This window comes from Coprococcus sp. AF19-8AC, from assembly GCF_003603115.1.
In the GTDB taxonomy this organism is placed as follows: Bacteria; Bacillota; Clostridia; order Lachnospirales; family Lachnospiraceae; genus Coprococcus; species Coprococcus aceti.
The window spans coordinates 176,118-198,407 of sequence record NZ_QTMI01000001.1 but is presented as its reverse complement, the minus strand read 5'-3'; the positions used below and the strand labels follow the sequence as shown (position 1 = coordinate 198,407).

Sequence of the window (22,290 nt, the reverse complement as noted above, 5' to 3'; positions counted from 1 at the left end):
TATTTTTATCTATTACTGTCTCTCGACAATGAGCTTCTCAACCTCAGATCTCTCCGGCATAACCTTGAGTGCTCCCTTGCGTGTTGTGATGATCGATGCAGCAGCATTTGCGAATACAAGCATCTCTGTAAGCTTATCAGTGTCAAGATCTTCAAGTCCATTATCAAGTACATAATTCAGCACGCATGCACAGAAAGTGTCCCCGGCGCCTGTGGTCTCTATAGTGTTCTCCTGGATAAACGGCTTTGCCTCAGCGACTACATTCCCGTAGTATGCACGGCTTCCATCTCTTCCCATGGAGAGAAGTATCAAAGGTATATTGTATGTGTCCTGAAGTATCTTTATACCCTCGTCAAAATCCTCTCTTCCTGTGAACCACTGTATCTCATTGTCCGATATCTTGAGCACATCACACTGTCTCATACCCCAGTCGATCTGATCATGGGCCTCGTCCAGTGTCTTCCACAGAGGCTCCCTGAGGTTCGGGTCAAATGTGACGATGCATCCAGCCTCCTTTGCAGCAGCCACAGCCTTCTGTGTTGCAGCACGTGACACTTCATATGTCAGTGAGAGTGATCCGAAATGGAACAGCCTGGCATCCTTTATGATGCTCTCATCCACCTCATCTGCACTTAACATGATATCCGCTCCCGGATTCCTGTAAAATGAAAAGTCTCTGTCTCCGTCCTCGTATGTATGCACAAATGCAAGTGTTGTGTGTACATTCCTGTCAAACTTCAGATTGTCAGTGTTGATCCCGGCATCAGCCACAACACCGGCAAGCATTTTTCCAAGGAAATCATCCCCTACCTTTCCAACAAATGCAGTCTTCTTGCCAAGCTTCTGCAGCATAGCGAGAACATTGCATGGTGCTCCGCCCGGATTGGCCTCCATCATCATATTGCCCTGACCGCTGAGCCCGTTCTGTGTAAAGTCTATGAGCAGTTCTCCAAGTGCCACAACATCAAATCTCTTCATGGTACATATCCCCCTTATAATCTAAAATAAATACGTGCCTGTTTATTTAACTGTTTATCACCAACAGCAAATGCATGAAACATGTTTCACCATATATGTGTATTCTACATTTTATCATCGCCAGCCGTCAAGATGATTTTTAAATATGTGTTGTTTTTATTATAGCAGACATACAATTTTAGCATATGGCGATATCTATAATATTCTTGTATTTATGTAACACGAGGCCTTGTAGATATTTATCTCAGTTCTACGCAATAGCATGCTCCAGTTCGTTGCTCATAAAAAACATCCCCTGATCATCTGTAATCATAACCCGGGGATGTTCTCCTAATTCAACATGTATTCGCTTTAAATATATGGCTGTTTTGACATATACCGCATTGTATTTACAGTTTTGTCACATTTGTCGCCTGTGGACCCTTTTCACCGTCCACAACTTCATACTCTACTGTATCTCCCTCTTCAAGAACCTTGAAGCCCTCCATATTCAGTGCTGAGAAATGTACAAATACATCTGCTCCATCCTCATCACATATAAAGCCGTAGCCTTTCTTTGCATTAAACCATTTTACTTTTCCTGTCTTCATACTGCTTCCTCCTTAAAAACTACCCGGATTCTTACGATCAGGAAGATCGTCACCCGCCTGATGTACAAAAAAGGGCACAGAACGATATCGTTCTGTGCCCCTTTGCACTTACACCCACATTATATGACCTGTTGTCTCATATTGCAAGTTTATTTTTTTCGTGAATTTATATCTTTCCGGATATCATCAGCAACAGCCGTCACTGACTTTTCTATATCAGCTATATCATCCTTGATCCCTTTTGATATCTCAGATGCTTCTTTCTTCAACTTAGCAGTCTTCTTCTCTGCATCATTCTTCAGCTCTGATGCCTTTTTCTCAGCGTCTTTCTTTATCTCCTCAGCCTTCTTCTGTGCCAATGCAGCCTTTTTCTTTGCAGCGTCCACACGTTTCTTTGCAGCCGCCTTGGCTGCCGCTTCCTTCTTCTCAAGCTCAGGTGACATATCCGTGTAATCGTACTCAAACACAACTGTTGAGAGTGGTGGAACCGTGATGTCTATACTGTAAGGAGTTCTGGCATTCTTCTTGTCCAGTGCCTTGACCGGCTTGCTGTTGAGTCTGCCCTTTCCGCCAAACTGTACATCATCTGAGTTGAGTATCTCCTTGTATGTCGTGTAGCACGGAGCCGGTATACTGTAATTATCTCTCTCAACCGGAGTGAAGTTGCATACGAAAAGCAGCTGCTTCTTCGGAGTTGAGCCTCGTCTTACAAATGAAAGTATGCTCATGTCCGGGTGATCGCAGTCTGTCCACTCAAATCCCATTGGATCTGTGTCATTCGCATACATCGCATCATTGGTATTGTAAAGCTTATTGAGCGCTTTGACATACCTCTCCATGCCCTGATTGAGCGGATTGTCTAAGACGAACCAGTCAAGGCTTCTCGCCTCACTCCACTCTCTAGGCTGTGCAAATTCCTGCCCCATAAAGAGCAGCTTCTTGCCCGGATGTCCATACATGAATCCGTACGCAGTTCTGAGATTTGCGAATTTGTCCTCCTCGCTGCCAGGCATCTTTTCTATCATTGAACGCTTGAGATGAACTACCTCGTCATGGGATATGACGAGAACATAGTTCTCAGCATACGCATACGAAAGACTGAAAGTCAGCATGTTCTGGTTGTTCTGTCTGAAATATGGATCCATCTGCATATACTCAAGGAAGTCATTCATCCATCCCATATTCCACTTGAACAGGAAACCAAGTCCGTCCATGGATGCCGGAGCAGTTACACCTGCCCACGCTGTTGACTCCTCTGCTATTAGATATGCCCCCGGATTTCTCTCCTCCATGATGCGGTTTATATTCTGCATAAGTGCTATTGCCTCAAGATTTTCGTTTCCACCATGCTCATTCGGAAGCCACTGTCCATCCTGCTTGCCATAGTCGAGATACAACATGGATGCCACAGCATCCACGCGGAGTCCGTCTATATGGAACTTCTCGACCCAGAACAGAGCATTTGCCGTGAGGAAGTTTGCCACCTCATTGCGGCCATAGTCAAATATATATGTGCCCCAGTCAGGATGCTCTCCTCTTCTTGGATCCGGATGCTCATAGAGAGGCATCCCATCAAAACGTCCAAGTCCGTGCGCATCCCTAGGAAAGTGTGCTGGCACCCAGTCGAGGATAACACTGATTCCCTTGCTGTGCATATAATCAACGAAATACATAAAATCTACTGCATCACCATATCTGCTGGTCGGTGCATAATAATTGGTAACCTGGTAGCCCCATGAGCCGTCAAATGGATACTCTGATATACCCATGAGCTCTACGTGCGTATATCCCATCTCATTGAGATAGTCTGCCACCATAGGAGCGAGCTCCCTGTATGTGTAGAAGCCTGCATCGTCATCCTCAACCTTCTTGTGCCATGAGCCGAGATGCATCTCGTATATGGACATAGGCATGCGCATTCTGTCAGTACGGCTGATCTTGCTTCTATCCTTCATCCATGATGTATCCTTCCACTTATAGCTGCTTATGTCCGCAACCACAGAGGCATTCTCAGGTCTCATCTGACACTGGTTGCCATATGGATCCGCTTTGTACAGTATCTCTCCATATCTTGTCATGATCTGATACTTGTACACAGCACCTGGCTCCACGCCCGGCAGGAACAGTTCGTATATTCCCTCATTTGCCGTGATCTGCATAGGATTTACATTACCATCCCAGAGATTGAAATCACCGACTACACTGACACGTCTTGCATGAGGAGCCCACACTGCAAAGTAGGTTCCACGTACACCGTCTATAGTCATAGGGTGTGCGCCAAGCTTCTCATATATATTGTAATGTCTACCCTCCGCAAAAAGGTATGTGTCAAAATCCGTGATAAGCGATTCAAATGAATATGGATCTGCACTGTTTATAATGGTGCCATCCTCATATGTGGTGACAACATTGTACTTGTTGCCATCGTACTCCTTCTTATCAAAATAAATGGCGAACAGTCCTTCATTTGTCATCTGTTCCATGGTGTGTATCTTCTTACCTGTGCGCGATGTAACCTCTACCCTGATCGCCCCCGGCTTGTACACAACGATTATCTGACCTTCACCATAATCATGGATTCCCAGCAAATGCTTTGGCGCATTGATCTTGCTGGCAATGAGCTCATCATAGAGCACCCAGTTTATCCACTCCTCGATTCTTTTTCTCATAACTACCTCCCATTATGTAACCTTCTATCTGAATTTGTGTGGACGTGATTTCTTATAGCTTATAACCCTGACTATGATAGTAACCACAAGTCCAACAAATATCGTTCCAACATACACCCAAAGAACCTTCGTTCCCGTACCGGCCGGTATTATATCCGGCAGGACATCGTGTCCCGGAAAAAGCTCCGCATAGCTTTCTCCAAACACCATTCTTCTTATGCCATACATGATTCCGCTGCCGGATACCGCCATGGCTATGAAGCTGATTATTCCTATTATAACGCCTGCAGCGCCGCCCCATACAACACACTCATACAGTCTCCTTCTCCTTATGACTACAAAGCATGCCACCAGAAGCACAATGGATATGAACACACCATTGCTTGCCTTGGATTTGATGTCTGCAAGCTGTTCAAGCCTCATCACATTCTCAGTGGACAGATATACGTTGCCAAGCCTGTACTCCTGCTCGCTGTCCCCATCCAGAGCATCCAGCACGATACTGTATTCCACCCACGCATCAAATTCTGATAATTCATCAGTCTGTCCGTTATTCATGACTGAACTTATCGTGCCGCTATTACTCGGCTTGTAGCTCTTCTCCGCAACCCTGCAAACGCTGAACGAACACATTATCGCCGTGGAGATGATCAGCAAGACCAGCGAAAGTGCCATTATCACCTGAAAAAATCTATATTTAAACATCTGTATATTTCTCTGCTTTTCCTGTATTATAATATGTATGGATCATTAAGACCCACTGCATATATGATACCATTTACCTCTTTTTATGTAAAGGAAAGTAACATGTTGTTTTACTTCATTTTTCTTAGGAAACAGCATGAAAATAATCCGCGAAAATGCGCAATTTTTTGTTTTTTAGTCTTGACAACGAATTGCGTTTCATCTATTATATGTGAGTATGTTTACATTGAATTGTCCGTGTCCGGTTTTAATGTAAAACCTTATTATATTTAATTAGATTTTATGGAGGTAAGAATTTTGGCTAATATCAAATCTGCAAAGAAGAGAATCAATGTTATCGAGAAGAAGACACTTAGAAACAAGATGATCAAGTCTAAGGTTAAGACAGTTATCAAGAAGGTTGAGGCTGCTATCGCTGCTGGTGATAAGGCTGCTGCTCAGCAGGCACTTGTTGTTGCTACATCAGAGATCAACAAGGCTGCTTCAAAGGGCATCTACCACAAGAACAACGCTGCTCGTAAGGTATCACGTCTTGCAGTTGCAGTTAACAAGATGGCTTAAGCATCTGGCTGATAACTACATAACTTTGACACAAGGATTTGGATATATTAAACGGCTGCATATATTTGAACCAATCATAGTTATATAAAAAATACCCACTGTTTTCACAGTGGTTATTTTTTTGCCTCAATATCTAATATCATCACCAGTCTCCTACTGCATCTCACACAGCTCCACGATCATGACCTCCATCGCCGCGTTATCCATAACCTGTCCGGTCTTGAGCTTGTAGTCCATGTCCTGACAGTTCTCCACTATGTCTTTAAGCTGTGCCATGCTGTAGCCCCTGCACTGAGCCTTGTAATTCTTCACCGCCCACACCGGGCATCCTGCGATCTTCGCCAGGCTGGCGTCCTGCGCGCCATCTGATAATGCCATCTTTACCAGAAGAAGCTTGTTGAACTGTCTCATGATACATGCGTTTATCATGATCGCCGATTCCTTATTCTCAAGAAGATCGTGATACATACTGCAAGCCTTCTCCTTCTGCTTTGCAATGATGAAGTCTATCATCTGATACACCTTGCTCTCCGCATCCTGACTGCACAGAAGATCCACATCATGCTCGCTGACCTGCTTCGTGTCTCCGGCGTAGCTTATCATCTTGTCAACCTCATTCTTGATACAGTTCATATCCATGTTAGCAGCTTCGATTATCTTGTATATCGCCGTGTCTGTGGTGGCAACACCATCGGCACGGAACAGTGACTTCACCCACGTGACCATCATCTTCTCATCAGGGGTCGCAAAATCCAGAGCCTCTCCATTCTTGTCCACAGCCTTGAACAGCTTATACCTGGTGTCCACATCCATCTCTACAAATATGGCAACTGATGTATCCTCTATTTCCACCAGCTTCTTTGCAAAATCCTCGTTGCTGCTCTTGAACAGACCACTGTTCTCCACAAGGACAACTCTTCTGTCCGCAAAAAATGGCATCTCGTTGCAGAATGCAAGAAGCTCAGATGTATCGATCCCATTTCCGGCAAATTTCATAAAATTCAGATTATCGTCCTTATCAGTCAGAGCCGACAGCAGCTTATCCCTGTACTGGTTCACGAGATACCTCTCCTCCCCATACAGAAGATATATCTTGGCAAACTCCCCCGTCTTTATATGTTGGTTTATGACCGCCATCGCGTTCTTTTTTTCTTTTTTCTTTGTTGCAGCCATTACGTTTCTCCTTCATCAAGCTTATGTCTCACAATATGATTTTCAAAATACAGTACCAGTTTCTACCATAATTATATCTTATGTGGCAAATCTGACCTGTTTTTCTATGTATTTTGATAACATCAGAGGTTATCTGACCTGTTTTTATAATCACATATTGATTATTCCTATAATGTCACTTTGGTTTTATAATCACCTACAGATTGTGAGTTTATGTACACTCACTCCAATAAACACAAATCTAATTATAACGGAGGTTCAACATGGAGACAACAGAAAGATATAAGTTAAATAAGGAACTTGCCCAGATGCTTAAGGGCGGAGTTATCATGGACGTTACAACACCTGAGCAGGCTAAGATCGCTGAGGCTGCCGGCGCTTGTGCAGTTATGGCACTTGAGAGAATCCCAGCAGATATCAGAGCTGCCGGTGGTGTATCACGTATGAGCGACCCACAGATGATCAAGGGAATCCAGAACGCTGTATCAATCCCTGTTATGGCTAAGTGCCGTATCGGACATTTTGCAGAGGCTCAGATCCTCCAGGCCATCGAGATCGACTACATCGACGAGAGCGAGGTTCTCTCACCAGCAGATGACGTATACCATATTGACAAGAGACAGTTCAAGGTTCCATTTGTATGTGGTGCCAAGGATCTCGGCGAGGCTCTCAGAAGAATCAACGAGGGTGCTTCAATGATCAGAACTAAGGGCGAGCCTGGTACAGGTGATATCGTTCAGGCCGTAAGACATATGAGAAAGATGAACAGCCAGATCGCTGAGATCGTCAGCATGAGAACAGATGAGCTGTATGAGGCAGCTAAGAAGCTTGAGGTTCCTTACGATCTCGTTCAGTACGTACATGAGAATCACCGTCTCCCAGTTGTAAACTTCGCAGCCGGCGGTGTTGCTACTCCTGCCGATGCAGCTCTCATGATGCAGCTCGGTGCTGAGGGTGTATTCGTAGGTTCAGGTATCTTCAAGTCAGGAGACCCTGCTAAGCGTGCTGCTGCCATCGTACAGGCAACAACAAACTACAATGACGCTGATCTCGTTGCAAAGCTTTCAGAGGGACTTGGCGAGGCTATGGTTGGTATCAACGAGCAGGAGATCGCAATCCTCATGGCAGAAAGGGGTAAGTAATATGCAGGTTGGTGTATTGGCAGTACAGGGAGCTTTCGCAGAGCATGAGCATGTACTTTCCGAGCTCGGCGTATCATGCATAGAACTTAGAAATGCCGGAGATCTGAACAAGCCTTATGACGCCCTGATCCTTCCTGGCGGTGAGAGCACAGTCCAAGGAAAGCTTCTCAGAGACAGCGACATGTTCGACACTATAAAGTCTCAGATCAAGGGTGGCATGCCGGTTCTTGCCACATGTGCAGGACTTATTCTTCTGGCACAGCACATCGAAGGTGATGACACTGTACACCTTGGCACTCTCCCTGTCACAGTAAAGAGAAATGCCTACGGAAGACAGCTTGGAAGCTTCCACACAGAGGCCGAGCTTAAAGGTATCGGTGAGGTTCCTATGACTTTCATCCGTGCACCTTATGTGGCTGAGGCTTCACCTGAGGTTGATGTCCTTGCAACAGTTGATGACAAGATCGTGGCGGTTAAGTACGGCAACCAGTTTGCCCTTTCCTTCCACCCTGAGCTTGACAGCGACTACAGGATCCACAAGGCATTTGTAGACAGTATCCAGTAATATATTGACTACAGTCTAAAACATATATCAATAAAGAAAGCCTGTGACATATACAGCAGTTATCTGCCGGTATATGTCACAGGCTTTTTCTAATCTATTTTTCCGGTATGCTCCAGGCCATCAAAGTCCGTCATACTCTCATGCTCAGGAAGCTTTGTGAGCGGTTCTTCCTTCTCCTCTATCTTCTCAAGGATCTCCTTGTATTCATTATCCTTGATGTGGTTGCCGATGATCTCCGCCACATCCGTAACTGTGACAAATGCAGAAGAATCTATGGAATTGATGATGTTCTTCAGCTCACCGATCTCAAATCTCGTGATAACACAGTAGAGCACTGTCTTGTTGCCGCTTATCATTCCCTTGCCCTGCATGATGGTAACTGTTCTTCCAAGCTTCTTGTATATCTTGTCTGCCACCTCTCTGGCATCATCAGTTATGATCATGGCTGCCTTCGCCTGCTCAAGACCGGTCTCAACCATATCAAGCACCTTTGATGTTATAAAGTATGTAAGAAGACTGTACATCGCCCTGTCCAAACCAAAGAGCATTCCCGCAATAGAATATATAATCAGATTCATGCCCAGAACAACTCTTCCAACCGGCCAGTCTTTTTTCTTGTTCAGCATGATGGCCACGGTCTCCGTTCCATCCAAGCACCCGCCGAACTTGATGATGATACCAACTCCAAGTCCAAGTATCACACCGCCGAAGCACACCGCAAGTATGGTCTCTGAGGTTGCATTTTCAAGGGGTTTGAATATCTCCACAAATACTGAGAATACAGCCATGGAATAACCGGACTTCACCATGAACATCTTACCAAGCTGTCTTGAACCTATTATAAGAAACGGAACATTAAGAACGATCGTCAGAATACTCAGGGACACTTCTGTGAGATTATTGATCATGATACCTATACCGATGACTCCTCCGTCAAGTATGGTGTTCGGCACGAGAAATTCTTCGATAGCAAATGCAGCTATAACTGCGCCAAGTGTCAGCATTACAAATTCCAGCAGTAATTTTAGTTTTTTTGTCATACTCATCTTCCTTTCCACATCATAGTCGTTTCTTCCTTCCCCTGTTCTCCTTTCAGAATTCTTATTCTCATAACTCCCTGATCATCTGTATCCGGTTACCGAAATTCCACCATCCGTTATCTCTACACATATAGCTCCATGGTCTATGGTACTCATTACATCAGCTCCACAGGCATCCAAACGCTCCAGTGTCTCCCCGTGCGGATGACCATATCGGTTATTCTCCCCCGCCGATATGATCGCAAGATCCGGGTCGACTGCTCTCAGGAACTCCCCACTCGTAGAATATCTGCTGCCGTGATGTCCGACCTTCAACACATCAGCACTCAGATCATCGCCCTCCGAGATAAGCTCCCGTTCTCCATCTTCTCCCAGGTCTCCCGTAAATAAAACACTGTACCCTCGATACTCCAGACGGATAACCGCAGAAAGATCATTTGCATCTTTTATATCAGTTTTTTCGGACGGATGCAAGAAATTTAACCACATCTTAGCCGCGTCCTTGCCATAGGACATTTGAGAACCGCCGTCCATATATATGATATTTACGCCTCTTTTCTCTGCCAGCTCAAGCAGTTCACCCATATTTTCAATATCACCATACATCGGAACCACAAGATTATCTATTCTGATACCGGAGTTCGTATCGCTTAGAAGATATTGGATACCGGACACATGATCCTTATCTCCGTGTGTCACAAATGCATAGTCTACATGAGCTGCACCATAAAACTTTAGAACAGGCGCCATCACGTACTCACCAACCTTATTGCTACTCGACGAGCCCCCATCTATCAATATATTTACTCCCATGCCAGACCTTATAAGTATGCCGTCTCCCTGACCAACATCCATAAATACAACTCTGAACTCCCGGTCAAATGAAGCTGCTTCGTAACACACGCAGCACAAGGTCATGATCACAGCAGCGCACAGACAGACCATCCGCCTCCTCACCTTGGCGCAGTCTGCACTCTTTGCTCTTACAAGCAGGATCAGCACTCCAACCATAGCCATATAAAATACTACGATCATCATAACCGACACATGGCCTGTATTTATACTGTAAAATGGAAGCTTCATCGCCCATTCGCAAAGCTGCCTGTATATTGCAAGTATCAGCTTCACAGGAAACGCTCCTATGCCCACCGCCATCTCATTGCCCTGTAGTATCCCGGGAAAATAAGCATAGCCGCAATCACGACGATACTCACGAATATTATCACAGAAACCAATGGCACTATGAGCAGATTCAGAAAAATCGAATACAGCGGAAACTGGTAATAATAGAATATAACAAGCGGTCCGGTGGCAAGTGTTATCGCCAGATTCATTACAAGTGTGCTGACTACCTTATTCTTAGTTGGAATAAGCTTTTTCATAAGTGCTCCAGGCACCGCCATCCCCAGCACTGCGGCAAAAGACAACTGAAATCCGGCATCAAGGATGATACCCGGATCAATCAGCGCCTGTATGACTGACGCGGTTCCCGCGGATGTAAGCATATCAGGGCTTCGCCCCTTTACCTGACCGATCACAGATATCACCATCATTATCATGGCTCTTACAGTTGAACTCGCCATCCCTGTCATAACTCCGTAAAGTACGATCACAGATATAGCCATTATACCTGATGCCATATATGACCCTGTAAGCCTTCGCAGCACGCCGAATAATGTCATTCCTATTATTGCTATGTGCACACCGGATATCGCCAGAATATGAGCTATTCCATTCATCTGAAACAGCTTCTTCGTATCCCTGTCAATGCCGCTCTTATCCCCCAGTAGCATTGCCTTTATCACCGAGCCATCCGTCTCTCCAAACACACTGTCTGTGATCTCCCCGGACTTTATACGCAGCCTGAACAGAATGTCTCCTATACGGCTGTAGTCCTCTCCACACTCCAGAATGGAGATATCCTTTCCTACTATATATATTCCCTTGTGCGAATAATATTCCCGCGCATCGAATTCGCCCGGATTATCTGCAGAGTCCGGCCTTGACAGACTGCAGCTTAAGGTCAGCTTCATTCCGGTCTTCAGGCTTCCCACGTCTTCCATGTACAGCAATACCTTTGATCTTCCCCGGTATTCCACAGTTTCTTCTGAGTCGCCTCCGCCAAATGTTATCCATTCCGCATACACATATACCCGCCATTCATCGCCGGACTGCCTGATCTCGTACACCTTTCCTTCTATACCGCCCGGCTGCTGCCCATCGAGCTCTTCTGCGAGTCTCTCCTGCTTTGACATAGCACAGCCATTCATATAACCGGTCAACGAGATCATTCCAAATATCATCATACTCAGAACGCATCTGACGATCCTGTTCTTTCTGTCTTTATCACCATGAGCTTTGCCACTATAAAAAAACATGGCTGTACCGGCTTTGTCCATGTAAACCGACAATACCGGTGCAGCCAATATGATCAGACCAATTATAAGCACTGAACTGTCAGCCGCCTCTTTATACGCCTCTCCAAGCGCAAAGCATACTGCTATCCAGAATAATGGTCTCTTTATATTCGTATCCTCCTGTTTTGTTCAAACTTCTGTTTATCTCTCAAGCTTTGAATAATCAGCAGTAAATTTCCTGCTGAGATCGATGTTGTTCAATCTGTTATTTGTATTATCCACATTTATCTGTACCCTCTTGACATCTTCAAGCTCCATGAGGGAATCCACAACAGAATACACAAGTATCTCATCGTCCACACCTGCTGTTCCATCCGCAAAGCTCTCATTAAATGTTATCGTACACACACCGTCAGCATCATCCACAGTGACACTCTTAACCACAGTTTTCTCATTGAACGGTGCAACTGTTCCATCGTAACTCATTCTCAGTCCTGCAACCATCTGTTCCTCCAGTGATTCAGGAGCTGATCTGTCCAGATCTATGGTCTTCTGAACCAGCTTCTGTCCTGTGCTGTCCGGCATATATATGTTGTACTCTTCATGTGGATTCATGAAGTTGTCCATATCTGAAAATGAATCATTTGTGAGCTCCTCACGCACGATACTGTTCTCATTTGCAATGTCAGTGTATTCATACACAACCTTCTTCACCGATTCGATCTGTGTCAGAGTTCTCACAAATGCCGCCTTGCTTAGCACCATCTCATATGTGTCAGTGGCCTCCCAGTCAACGTTGAACATAAGATTGATAGTTGCCTGACCGTCATATGTATATCTCTGGTACGTAACGCCCTGAGGAACCGGGACCTGCTTATCCGTCATTTCCCCGCTGTCCATCAGCGCATTCATCACAGTATCGATAAGGTTCTCCGTCGTGACGAGCTGGTCACGGGTGACAACCTCCGGGGACAGATCAGTCCACGTTGAGTTTGCATAGTACAGAGTCAGATTTTCAGTTGAATCGTCCACAGTTTTTTTCTTTCTGCCACTCTTGCTGTCGCTTCCACATGCCACAAGGACCACCACCGTGACCATGACCATGGCAGTGAGCAAAATTCTTTTTTTCTTCGTCATATCTATCCTTTACTCCTGAGCCTGTAACGGAATCTTTACCGTGAATGTCGTTCCCTTTCCCGGCTCACTATATACATTTATAGTTCCTTTGTGCATGATAATAATATTCTTCGTGATGGCAAGTCCCAGACCGGTTCCACCTGTGTCTCGGCTTCTCGCCTTGTCTACTCTGTAGAATCTCTCAAAAATGTGATTTATACAGTCCTCCGGTATGCCGACACCGGAATCCGCAACCTTGATATAGAAATTCCTGTGGTCTGAATTGAGAGAAACCTTTATCCATCCGCCATCGATGTTATATTTTATTCCATTCTCTATCAGGTTAGAGATAGCCAGTGTAAACTTCACCTTGTCTATCTCAGCTTTTATATCGCCAAAGCTCTCAAATGAAAGCTGTATACTTCTCTTCTCCGCCAACGGCTTAAGTCTCTTGAGTATGAGATCCATAAATTCATTCATATCCACAGGCTCTTTATTCAGGCTGTCAGGGCCTTTATCTGTTTTGACCAATGTGAGCAGATCACTTATGATCTCCGCCTCTCTGTCTATCTCCTGAACTATATCCTCCATGAATTCCCTGTACATCTCCGCCGGTACATCGCTCTGGGTGAGCAGCGACTCGGACAGAACCTTCATGGATGTTATCGGTGTCTTTAACTCATGTGAGACATTTGATACGAATTCCTGACGGGACTCCTCAAGAAGCTGTGCCTTGTTGAATATATCGTTTATATCCTTTGTCAGCTCCTGTGTCTCCCTGAACATACCGTCCACGCTCATCGGTTCAAGGCTACCGCCTTTCATTCCCTCTATCTCGTTTCTGACATGGTTCACATCCCTGACTGATAACTTAGCCGCAAAATAAGCAGCTATCAATCCAAGTATCAACGATATCGCAAACAGATAAGTTGCATTTCTCTTCATATATATTGACAGGTTCTCGAGAGCATCGGTCTCAAGAGATATCAGTGCCACCGCATCTGTATAGCCCTCACTGTTGATCACTGGAACTATGCGTCTGTACACATTTTCCTCTGTCTCTGATATATACTTCTGCTGCCCCTTCATTACGCTGAACACGTTCTCATCCACCAGATATCTTCCGGTGTCTTTTCCATAGGAGTCCACCACGACCTTGTAATCAGTATCCACTATAACTATACGGGCAGAGAGAGAATAAGCCATGGTCTTTATCTCGTCCACGGCTCTCCCTATATCATCCTCCGCCTTGTGTTCATTCACTATATGGGCAATGTATTCTGCACACTCCTGTGCGTGTCTGTCAAGATTTCTCTCACTCTTCGAATTCACAGTGCCCGCCAGTATCCACAGTGCTGCATAGGCGATCACTGCCACACTCACTGCCACTATAAGCGATATGATCGTTCTCTGCCCCACTCTGATATTGACTCTGGATCTCTCCTGGGCGGTATTCTTCTCTTCAATTTTTTCTGTTTCAACTGTTGCACGTTTCTTTTTTTTCATATCAGCCCTTGAAGAAATATCCTACTCCCCATTTTGTATGAATGTATACCGGCTCACCCGGATTAGCTTCTATCTTCTCACGAAGTCTTCTAACATGCACATCAACTGTTCTCGCATCTCCCGGGTAGGAATCTCCCCAGATCGTATTCAGGAGTTCATTTCTTGAATATACCTTGTTTGGATGCGCCATGAGCAGCTCAAGAAGGTCAAACTCCTTGGCTGTCAGATTAAGCTCCTTACCACCGACAAATACACGTCTGCTGTCAAGCTCAACCTTCATTCCGTTGATCTCCATTACATTTGACGGTTTTGCAGGTGCCTGCTTGCGGTTGCTTCTTCTAAGTATAGCCTTGATCCTGGCCTTCACCTCAAGAATATTAAATGGCTTTGTTATATAGTCATCTGCACCATACTCAAGTCCCATGATCTTATCCATGTCCTCACCCTTTGCAGTGAGCATGATAATTGGGACATTTGAAAATTCCCTGACCATCTGACACACCTCTATTCCGGTATATACAGGTATCATTATATCCAGAAGCACTATATCATAATCGTTGGCCTTTATCTTCTCTATAGCCTCGCCACCATCATAGGCTGTATCCACTTCCATATCATCCTGTTCCAGGCTGAACTTCAAGCCCTTAACAATCAACTTCTCATCATCCACAACAAGAACTTTCTTCATCTTAACATCCTTTCTACCCCGAGACTCATTTACTCTGTCGATATATATGTCTCCAGTTTCTCATATATACTGTCTCCTATGCCACTGACATTCTTAAGGTCTTCTTTACAGGCAAATGCTCCATTCTTCCGTCTGTACTCGACAATCTGTGAGGCCTTCGTCTCGCCTATTCCCGGTAACGTCATAAGCTCCGCAGCATCTGCACTGTTGATGTTGACCAGTCTCTGTTCCGACGCATCTGTCCCACCTTCGCTCTCTTCCGGAAGCTGTTCACCTCCGACAGGGAAGTACAGCTTCTGACCATCCTCAAGCACATCTGCAAGATTCACCGCAACGGTATCTGCGTCATCGGAGAATCCTCCCGCCGCCTCAAGGCCATCATTCGCCCTGGATCCGGCTTCGAGTTCATATACACCCTCATTCTCCACTGCTCCGCATACAAAAACTGTTATGTATTCTGGAATTTCTGAATGTATCGTTACGCTCTCGTCTGCTCCGGCTTCTTCCGCGCCTTGCTGCGAAGCTTTCTCCGTAACATTCTCTTCTGAATTACCGGATATAGTTACCTGTTCTTCTCCACAGCCGGAACACAATAATATCATCGTCAGCACGCATAAATATGCTAAATTTTTAATTATTTTCTTCATCGTGCGACACCTCCTGTGTCAGCACAGAATTACACAGGTTTATTGTATCTAAACACCTCTGAATTTACAACAATATATTTCTATTTTATTTCATTTTTGTTACTTTTTTCACAAAAGAGCCCTTTTATCCCTTATTCATTGATACTTTTTACAACACATAAAAATGTAACATTTTTATAAACTCTCCGATTCAGATCAGACATAAAAAAACAGCATACATGACCGGTAATCTTCCATCCTTACAGATGGCTGTCCACCACGGTCATATATACTGTTTTATAATTTACTATTTTATTATTTGAAGCTTTGTTATATTCTGCCCTGCATCCTAGAATAAAGGCTCCTTGAGGATAGCTGTTCCGATACCCTTCTGGGTGAAGAACTCAAGAAGCAGGCAGTGCTGGAGACGTCCATCGAGGATATGCACTCTTGAAACTCCGTTCTCCATGGCTGAGATACAGTTGTTAAGCTTCGGAAGCATACCGCCGCCGACAACACCCTTCTCTATGATGTCCTTTGCCTCATGTATATCCATCTCTGAGATAAGTGTCGACTTGTCTGTTGGATCGATGAATACTCCCTCGATATCTGTGAGGAATACAAGCTTCTCAGCCTCAAGAGCTGTAGCGACTGCACATGCAGCGTCATCAGCGTTGATATTGTAATCCTCGTAATTCTCATCCACACCTATAGGTGCTATAACAGGGATGAAATCATCCTCGATGAGTGATGTGAGGATAGATGTGTCAACCTTTGTTATCTCTCCCACATAACCTATATCCTTGCCACCAGGGAACTTCTTCTTGACTGTGAACATACCGCCGTCCTTGCCGCTGATTCCGACTGCCTTAAGTCCGATCTTCTGCATGAGGCTTACGAGGCTCTTGTTGACCTTGCCGAGAACCATCTCTGCGATCTCCATAGTCTCTGCATCTGTCACACGGAGACCATTGATAAATTCAGCCTCCTTGCCAACCTTCTCAACCCACTTGCTGATCTCCTTACCGCCACCATGTACGATGACCGGTTTCATTCCAACGAGCTTTAACATGGCAACGTCCTTGATGACGTTGTACTTGAGGTTCTCGTCAAGCATAGCGCTTCCGCCATACTTTACTACCACTGTCTTACCCTGGAACTTCTTGATATACGGCATAGCCTCTATCAGCGTCTGTGCCTTCTCAATTACCTGATCTACTGTGTAATCACCTATAACCATTTCTCTGTCCTTCTTTCTTCTATTTCATATTATTGACTACAGTCTATTTTCTGTAATCCGCATTTATCTTGATATAGTCATATGTGAGATCGCACCCCCACGCTGTGGCCATCTCATCCCCCATATTCATATGCGCCTTGAGCTTTATCTGCTTCTCTGAGAGTATGTGACTTGCTTCCTTCTCATCGTAATCAGTTGTCACTCCATGCTTTACGATCTCAAGATGTCCTGCCACACTGGCTATCTCTATATCCACCCTGTATGGATCAAACTTCACGCCGCTCTGTCCCATGGCGCACACTATTCTGCCCCAGTTGGCATCAGCTCCGTACATGGCACACTTTACAAGATTGGAGGCCACTATCGCCTTTGCCAGATGTCTTGCAGTATCCTTATCCGGCATGCCCGACACATCCACCTGAAACATCTTGGTAGCACCCTCGCCGTCCGAGGCTATCGCCCTGACAAATGCGCGGTTGATATATCTTATTGCCTCGACAAATGCAGGAAAGTCGTCATCGGTCTCCAGCAGTTCCTCGTTGCCCGCCATGCCATTTGCAAATATCATGACAGTGTCGTTGGTGGACATATCTCCGTCCACTGACACCATGTTGTATGTATCGACCACATCAGCCTTAAGCACCTTGTCAAGCAGCTCTGAACTGATATTCAGGTCTGTCGTGATAAAGCTGAGTACGGTTCCCAGGTTAGGATTGATCATTCCTGATCCCTTACACATACCTCCGATGGTGACCTGCTGCCCCTTGATCTCTAAAGTTACGGCTATCTCCTTCTTATAGATATCAGTCGTCTTGATCGCCTCCGCGGCATCCACTCCGGCATCTATGGAATATGACAGCTCAGGCACCAGCATATCTATACCGCTCTGTATGACATCCATCGGAAGTCTCATTCCTATGACTCCTGTAGAAGCCACCGCAACCGTGCTTGGATCTATGCCAAGGCTCTTACCTACATGGGTCGCCATGGCCTCCGCATCATGGATTCCCTGCTCTCCGGTACAGGTATTCGCCACACCGCTGTTTACCACCAGCGCCTGACACATTCCCACATTCTGGCAAAGCCGCCTGTCGTATATGACCGGAGCCGCCTGAACCATGTTCTGTGTAAATGCTCCTGCCACATGAGCCGGAACATCGCTCACCAAAAGTGCCATATCTTTTTTCAGTTTATTTCTTCTTATTCCAACGTGAAGTCCCGCTGCCCTAAAGCCCGCAGGGGCGGTCACGCCTCCCGGAATTATCTTCATCCTACCACCTTATTTCCAAGTGTCTATTTTGAGGCAAATGCTTCAAACCTGATGTTTATGGGAAAACAGGAGCCATGCGAAGGCCCTCAGCCTCGTCAAATCCAAACATGATGTTCATGTTCTGCACAGCCTGACCTGCTGCTCCCTTTACGAGATTGTCAAGTGCACCCATGGCTATGACTCTGTTTGTTCTCTCATCTATCTTGAAGTTGACATCCACATAGTTACTTCCCTCAACCCATCTTGTCTCAGGACATACATCCTTGTCGAGGACTCTGATAAATCTCTCATTTGCATAGTACTTATCGTATGCAGCTCTCACTGTATCGTAGTCGACCTTCTCCTTGAGGTTGGCATATGCTGTTACAAGTATTCCTCTGTTCATAGGAACAAGATGTGGAGTGAAATTAATGACTATCGGACTGCCATTCGCATATCCAAGCTGCTCCTCTATCTCAGGGGTATGTCTGTGTGTTGTAACACCATAAGCCTTGATGCTCTCGTTGACCTCACAGTAGAGATTTGCGATCTTCGCGCCTCTTCCTGCACCTGATGTTCCAGACTTAGCATCAACGATGATGGAGTTGGCATCAACCAGACCTTCCTTAACCAGTGGGTAGAGTGAAAGGATCGAACAAGTTGTATAACATCCAGGATTTGCAAGAAGTCTGCACTTCTTTATATCCTCCCTGTTTATCTCACAGAGACCATACACAGCCTCGTCAATAAACTGTGGGCTCTTGTGCTCTATCTTGTACCACTTCTCATAAGTAGCAACATCCTTTATTCTGAAATCTGCACTGAGGTCTATGATCTTGACCTTGGACAGTATCTCCTCATTTACCAGTGATCCGCACAGTCCCTGTGGTGTGGCGGTAAATATTACATCTACCTGTGAGGCAAGCTCCTCCATGTTGTCATCCATACACTTTGCATCCACGATCTGGAACATGTTGCCGTATACCTGATAATACTTCTGATCTATAAAGCTTCTTGATCCATACCATACAATCTCCGCTTCCTTATGTCCAAGAAGAATTCTTACTATCTCCTGTCCTGCATATCCTGTTGATCCGATAATTCCTACCTTAATCATAACTGCCTCCATAATTTATATGTACTTTTTCTATATCTGTATAAAGACATACTCTGTCTGATTGTATACCTGACAATGTATATCGTCAACATACACTATTTAATATGTAGAAATACACTCATTACCCTGAGCTTTTGTATCTCTGTTCCTCGTTTCCTCTGCGGAAACTTTTATAATTATACATTTACAACGTATAATATGCAATGGTTTTTTTGAATATTTGCATATTTGTCCAAAATATACGATTTATCAGCATTTTTGCCACCATTTTGCGCTGTATTTATGCATATTTTTCATGAATAATATACGGTGAACGAATGAATATTTTGAAAAATCACTTGCATAATATACATTTGCGTTGTATAGTTCATGTAGAAAATGTCATATAGAGGATCCCGCTTAGCCGGACAGAGCTCTTGTGATGTGCGTAGATGTATCTTTATTGCATCTGCTCTATATTTATAAATAGGAGGATTTATTAAAATGGCTAAAGAAAAAGTTGTACTGGCTTATTCAGGCGGTCTTGATACCACTGCCATCATCCCATGGTTAAAGGAGACATACGGATACGATGTTATCTGTGCATGTATAGATGTAGGTCAGGAGAGTGAGCTTGAGGGACTTGACGAGAGGGCAAAGTATTCAGGAGCTGAGAAGCTTTACATCATCGATGTTGTAGACGAGCTCTGCGATGAGTACATCATGCCAACAGTTCAGGCTGACGCTGTATATGAGAACAAGTACCTTCTCGGTACTTCATTTGCAAGACCTATCATTGCCAAGAAGCTCGTTGAGGTTGCACGTAAGGAAGGCGCTGTTGCCATCTGCCACGGAGCTACAGGTAAGGGTAACGACCAGCTTCGTTTTGAACTTTCTATCAAGGCTCTTGCACCGGACATCAAGGTTATCGCTACATGGAGACAGCCTGAGTGGACAATGCAGTCACGTGAGGATGAGATCGCTTTCTGTAAGGCACACGGCATCGATCTTCCATTTGATGCAAAGCATTCTTACAGCCGTGACCGTAACATCTGGCACATCAGCCATGAGGGCCTTGAGCTTGAGAATCCTGCAAATGAGCCAAACTACGATGACCTTCTGGTTCTCTCAGTTACACCTGAGAAGGCACCTGATGAGCCTGAGTACATCGACCTTGACTTCGAGAAGGGCTACCCTGTAGCACTCAACGGCAAGAAGATGAAGACTTCTGATATCATCCGTGAGCTGAACAAGCTCGGCGGAAAGCACGGTATCGGTATCATCGATATCGTTGAGAACCGTGTTGTCGGCATGAAGTCACGTGGTGTATACGAGACACCTGGTGGAACTATCCTTACAGAGGCTCATAAGCAGCTTGAGGAGCTCACACTTGACCGTGATACCATGGAGTACAAGAAGCTTGTCGGAACAAAGTTCGCAGCACTTGTATATGAAGGAAAGTGGTTCTGCACTCTCCGCGAGAGCCTTTCAGCATTTGTTGCCAAGACTGAGGAGCGTGTAACTGGTCATGTAAAGATGAAGCTCTACAAGGGTAACATCATCAAGGCTGGTACTACATCAGATTATACTCTGTACTCAGAGAGCCTTGCTTCATTCACAACTGGCGACCTCTACGATCACAAGGATGCTTCAGGTTTCATCAACCTGTTCGGTCTTTCAATGAAGGTTCGTGCTATGATGGATCAGAAGCGCGAGGAGAAGGACAACGCCAACAATAAATAATTTATAGATTCTTTACAAAAGAAGCGTGTTGGAATAGTATATAGAAAAGGAAATGGGTTTTTACCACATTTTACTGTTGTGGGTTGCTCGTTTCCTTTTTTATTGATCGAATATCATACAGATATTTCTTACCATTTTCTGCATTCTCACAAATTTCATAAAAATCCCCAACATACCCTTTTAAATACCGGGCAACTCTTAATGAATTTATGCACATCGTATATCTCGACGATATTTGAATGTATATCTATAAAAAAAGATCCGGAGCCGAAGCTCCAGATCTCCCTAAATACATATCATTTACAATATCGCTGCACCAACGTACATTATTTTAAATTACAGTCTATATATTCCATATATGACTTTTTCCCAACTTCTGATTCATTTTCCACATACCACTCTGCGCATTCTTTCAATCCATCTTCCAATGATATTGTCTCCGGGTATATTTTGTTCTGCTGCTGCACATCGAGATAATATTCATAGTTATAAAAACTGAAATAATTTCTCTGTTCTATATCCTCACTGACATTTACAAACGCAGGGATCTTATCAAAGCAGGCGTAACACATCGTCACCCAGTCTTTTATAGTGACCTGCTCCACATTTCCCACATTCATGATATGAGTCTCCGGCTTTTCCTCTATTACTCTCTCCATCAGGATACAGAGATCCTTCACATGGAAGAACTGCAGCTTCATGCCACCATCTCCGGGCAGATAAAATGGTCTGTCCGCCCTGGCGCAGTCAAATACAAAAGCCTCCCTGTATACATTGTTCATAGGTCCATAAATATATGGTGGCCTGAGTATGTAAGCATCACTCACTCTGTCAAGTAATGCATCCTCCGCAGCAATCTTATCCGTACCATATGACCCCCAGTATCTGTTGAGTGCCCGTTCTGAATCTTCACGGAATGGCTGATCTCCATACTCTGGATACACTGCACTTGAGCTGATCATGATATACTGACCAAATGAACCAAGGCTGTCACATAAGTCTGTGATATCTTCCGCATTATATGCGGTTATGTCCGCCACAACATCAAAATAGATGTCTTTGAGTTTGTCTCCCAGGTCATGCCTGTCCGTTTCTATAAGTTTCACACCTGGAACCTGCGGTCTTGAATTTCTGTTCACCACATACACCTCATAGCCTTTGTCCACAAAATACTGCGCCGCATACCGGCTTACAAATACTGTACCACCCGTTATTAGTATTTTCTTCATGAAGAGCCTCCTTTAAA

Annotated in this window: 20 protein-coding genes; 4 read left to right on the top strand and 16 right to left on the bottom strand. The window is 44.7% G+C overall.

Annotated elements, in window-relative coordinates; all coding sequences use genetic code 11:
* Positions 1-12: 12 nt before the first annotated feature.
* The 4 genes from DWX57_RS00960 to DWX57_RS00945 form a co-directional block, all read right to left on the bottom strand.
* Entirely contained in the window at positions 13-978 is a 966-nt protein-coding gene (locus tag DWX57_RS00960) for a PfkB family carbohydrate kinase (RefSeq protein ID WP_120122880.1), read from the bottom strand.
* 389 nt (positions 979-1,367) lie between these two features.
* Positions 1,368-1,568 (bottom strand): cold-shock protein, encoded by a 201-nt coding sequence (locus DWX57_RS00955; RefSeq protein ID WP_117548643.1) that lies wholly within the window; start codon positions 1,566-1,568, stop codon positions 1,368-1,370.
* Between the two features lie 149 nt (positions 1,569-1,717).
* Complete coding sequence (glgB, locus tag DWX57_RS00950; protein WP_118757585.1) at positions 1,718-4,237, bottom strand: 1,4-alpha-glucan branching protein GlgB; 2,520 nt, start codon at positions 4,235-4,237, stop codon at positions 1,718-1,720.
* Positions 4,238-4,261: 24 nt separating this feature from the next.
* Entirely contained in the window at positions 4,262-4,942 is a 681-nt protein-coding gene (locus DWX57_RS00945; protein WP_117548641.1) for a hypothetical protein, read from the bottom strand.
* A gap of 297 nt (positions 4,943-5,239) precedes the next feature.
* Here DWX57_RS00945 and rpsT point away from each other — a divergent pair, with 297 nt between their 5' ends.
* The gene (rpsT, locus tag DWX57_RS00940) at positions 5,240-5,503 is read left to right on the top strand and encodes a 30S ribosomal protein S20 (RefSeq protein ID WP_022059403.1); all 264 of its coding nucleotides are present in this window, start codon (positions 5,240-5,242) and stop codon (positions 5,501-5,503) included.
* Between the two features lie 153 nt (positions 5,504-5,656).
* Here rpsT and holA read toward each other — a convergent pair whose 3' ends face one another.
* Positions 5,657-6,676, bottom strand: a complete 1,020-nt coding sequence (holA, locus tag DWX57_RS00935) for a DNA polymerase III subunit delta (RefSeq protein WP_015533192.1) — start codon at positions 6,674-6,676, stop codon at positions 5,657-5,659.
* Between the two features lie 263 nt (positions 6,677-6,939).
* Here holA and pdxS point away from each other — a divergent pair, with 263 nt between their 5' ends.
* Positions 6,940-7,818 (top strand): pyridoxal 5'-phosphate synthase lyase subunit PdxS, encoded by an 879-nt coding sequence (pdxS, locus tag DWX57_RS00930; RefSeq protein WP_004848658.1) that lies wholly within the window; start codon positions 6,940-6,942, stop codon positions 7,816-7,818.
* 1 nt (position 7,819) lies between these two features.
* Positions 7,820-8,383 (top strand): pyridoxal 5'-phosphate synthase glutaminase subunit PdxT, encoded by a 564-nt coding sequence (gene pdxT, locus DWX57_RS00925; RefSeq protein WP_117548639.1) that lies wholly within the window; start codon positions 7,820-7,822, stop codon positions 8,381-8,383.
* 89 nt (positions 8,384-8,472) lie between these two features.
* Here the strand turns inward: pdxT and DWX57_RS00920 are convergent, their stop codons facing one another.
* The 10 genes from DWX57_RS00920 to argC form a co-directional block, all read right to left on the bottom strand.
* Positions 8,473-9,423, bottom strand: a complete 951-nt coding sequence (locus tag DWX57_RS00920; protein WP_015533194.1) for a YitT family protein — start codon at positions 9,421-9,423, stop codon at positions 8,473-8,475.
* Positions 9,424-9,504: 81 nt separating this feature from the next.
* Positions 9,505-10,551, bottom strand: a complete 1,047-nt coding sequence (locus DWX57_RS00915; RefSeq protein WP_165852741.1) for a ComEC/Rec2 family competence protein — start codon at positions 10,549-10,551, stop codon at positions 9,505-9,507.
* A gap of 11 nt (positions 10,552-10,562) precedes the next feature.
* Positions 10,563-11,873 carry a ComEC/Rec2 family competence protein gene (locus DWX57_RS00910; protein WP_120122878.1) on the bottom strand — a complete coding sequence of 437 codons (1,311 nt, stop codon included), beginning with the start codon at positions 11,871-11,873 and terminating at the stop codon, positions 10,563-10,565.
* A gap of 108 nt (positions 11,874-11,981) precedes the next feature.
* Positions 11,982-12,917, bottom strand: coding sequence for a GerMN domain-containing protein (locus DWX57_RS00905; protein WP_242992589.1), 936 nt, complete (start codon positions 12,915-12,917; stop codon positions 11,982-11,984).
* Positions 12,918-12,926: 9 nt separating this feature from the next.
* Positions 12,927-14,402, bottom strand: a complete 1,476-nt coding sequence (locus tag DWX57_RS00900; RefSeq protein ID WP_120122877.1) for a sensor histidine kinase — start codon at positions 14,400-14,402, stop codon at positions 12,927-12,929.
* Position 14,403: 1 nt separating this feature from the next.
* Complete coding sequence (locus DWX57_RS00895; RefSeq protein ID WP_015533197.1) at positions 14,404-15,090, bottom strand: response regulator transcription factor; 687 nt, start codon at positions 15,088-15,090, stop codon at positions 14,404-14,406.
* Positions 15,091-15,119: 29 nt separating this feature from the next.
* Positions 15,120-15,737: a ComEA family DNA-binding protein gene (locus DWX57_RS00890; RefSeq protein WP_120122876.1), complete on the bottom strand. Its 618-nt coding sequence runs from the start codon at positions 15,735-15,737 to the stop codon at positions 15,120-15,122.
* Between the two features lie 328 nt (positions 15,738-16,065).
* Positions 16,066-16,956 (bottom strand): acetylglutamate kinase, encoded by an 891-nt coding sequence (gene argB, locus DWX57_RS00885; protein WP_117548634.1) that lies wholly within the window; start codon positions 16,954-16,956, stop codon positions 16,066-16,068.
* Positions 16,957-16,999: 43 nt separating this feature from the next.
* Positions 17,000-18,226 (bottom strand): bifunctional ornithine acetyltransferase/N-acetylglutamate synthase, encoded by a 1,227-nt coding sequence (gene argJ / locus DWX57_RS00880; RefSeq protein WP_120122875.1) that lies wholly within the window; start codon positions 18,224-18,226, stop codon positions 17,000-17,002.
* Positions 18,227-18,281: 55 nt separating this feature from the next.
* A complete protein-coding gene (gene argC, locus DWX57_RS00875) occupies positions 18,282-19,322 on the bottom strand; it encodes an N-acetyl-gamma-glutamyl-phosphate reductase (protein ID WP_055223794.1) in 1,041 nt (346 codons plus the stop codon).
* A 483-nt stretch (positions 19,323-19,805) separates the two neighbouring features.
* Between argC and DWX57_RS00870 the strand changes: the two genes are divergently transcribed.
* On the top strand, positions 19,806-21,044 hold the full coding sequence (locus DWX57_RS00870; protein WP_004848633.1) for an argininosuccinate synthase: 1,239 nt from the start codon (positions 19,806-19,808) through the stop codon (positions 21,042-21,044).
* 326 nt (positions 21,045-21,370) lie between these two features.
* Here DWX57_RS00870 and DWX57_RS00865 read toward each other — a convergent pair whose 3' ends face one another.
* A complete protein-coding gene (locus tag DWX57_RS00865) occupies positions 21,371-22,273 on the bottom strand; it encodes an NAD-dependent epimerase/dehydratase family protein (RefSeq protein ID WP_120000241.1) in 903 nt (300 codons plus the stop codon).
* Positions 22,274-22,290: the final 17 nt, after the last annotated feature.

Coding starts and splice junctions, on each gene's coding strand:
- DWX57_RS00960 (WP_120122880.1), bottom strand. CDS start 978: ATGAAGAGATTTGATGTTGTGGCACTTGGAGAACTGCTCATAGACTTT.
- DWX57_RS00955 (WP_117548643.1), bottom strand. CDS start 1,568: ATGAAGACAGGAAAAGTAAAATGGTTTAATGCAAAGAAAGGCTACGGC.
- glgB (WP_118757585.1), bottom strand. CDS start 4,237: ATGAGAAAAAGAATCGAGGAGTGGATAAACTGGGTGCTCTATGATGAG.
- DWX57_RS00945 (WP_117548641.1), bottom strand. CDS start 4,942: ATGTTTAAATATAGATTTTTTCAGGTGATAATGGCACTTTCGCTGGTC.
- holA (WP_015533192.1), bottom strand. CDS start 6,676: ATGGCTGCAACAAAGAAAAAAGAAAAAAAGAACGCGATGGCGGTCATA.
- pdxS (WP_004848658.1), top strand. CDS start 6,940: ATGGAGACAACAGAAAGATATAAGTTAAATAAGGAACTTGCCCAGATG.
- pdxT (WP_117548639.1), top strand. CDS start 7,820: ATGCAGGTTGGTGTATTGGCAGTACAGGGAGCTTTCGCAGAGCATGAG.
- DWX57_RS00920 (WP_015533194.1), bottom strand. CDS start 9,423: ATGACAAAAAAACTAAAATTACTGCTGGAATTTGTAATGCTGACACTT.
- DWX57_RS00905 (WP_242992589.1), bottom strand. CDS start 12,917: ATGACGAAGAAAAAAAGAATTTTGCTCACTGCCATGGTCATGGTCACG.
- DWX57_RS00900 (WP_120122877.1), bottom strand. CDS start 14,402: ATGAAAAAAAAGAAACGTGCAACAGTTGAAACAGAAAAAATTGAAGAG.
- DWX57_RS00895 (WP_015533197.1), bottom strand. CDS start 15,090: ATGAAGAAAGTTCTTGTTGTGGATGATGAGAAGTTGATTGTTAAGGGC.
- DWX57_RS00890 (WP_120122876.1), bottom strand. CDS start 15,737: ATGAAGAAAATAATTAAAAATTTAGCATATTTATGCGTGCTGACGATG.
- argB (WP_117548634.1), bottom strand. CDS start 16,956: ATGGTTATAGGTGATTACACAGTAGATCAGGTAATTGAGAAGGCACAG.
- argJ (WP_120122875.1), bottom strand. CDS start 18,226: ATGAAGATAATTCCGGGAGGCGTGACCGCCCCTGCGGGCTTTAGGGCA.
- argC (WP_055223794.1), bottom strand. CDS start 19,322: ATGATTAAGGTAGGAATTATCGGATCAACAGGATATGCAGGACAGGAG.
- DWX57_RS00870 (WP_004848633.1), top strand. CDS start 19,806: ATGGCTAAAGAAAAAGTTGTACTGGCTTATTCAGGCGGTCTTGATACC.
- DWX57_RS00865 (WP_120000241.1), bottom strand. CDS start 22,273: ATGAAGAAAATACTAATAACGGGTGGTACAGTATTTGTAAGCCGGTAT.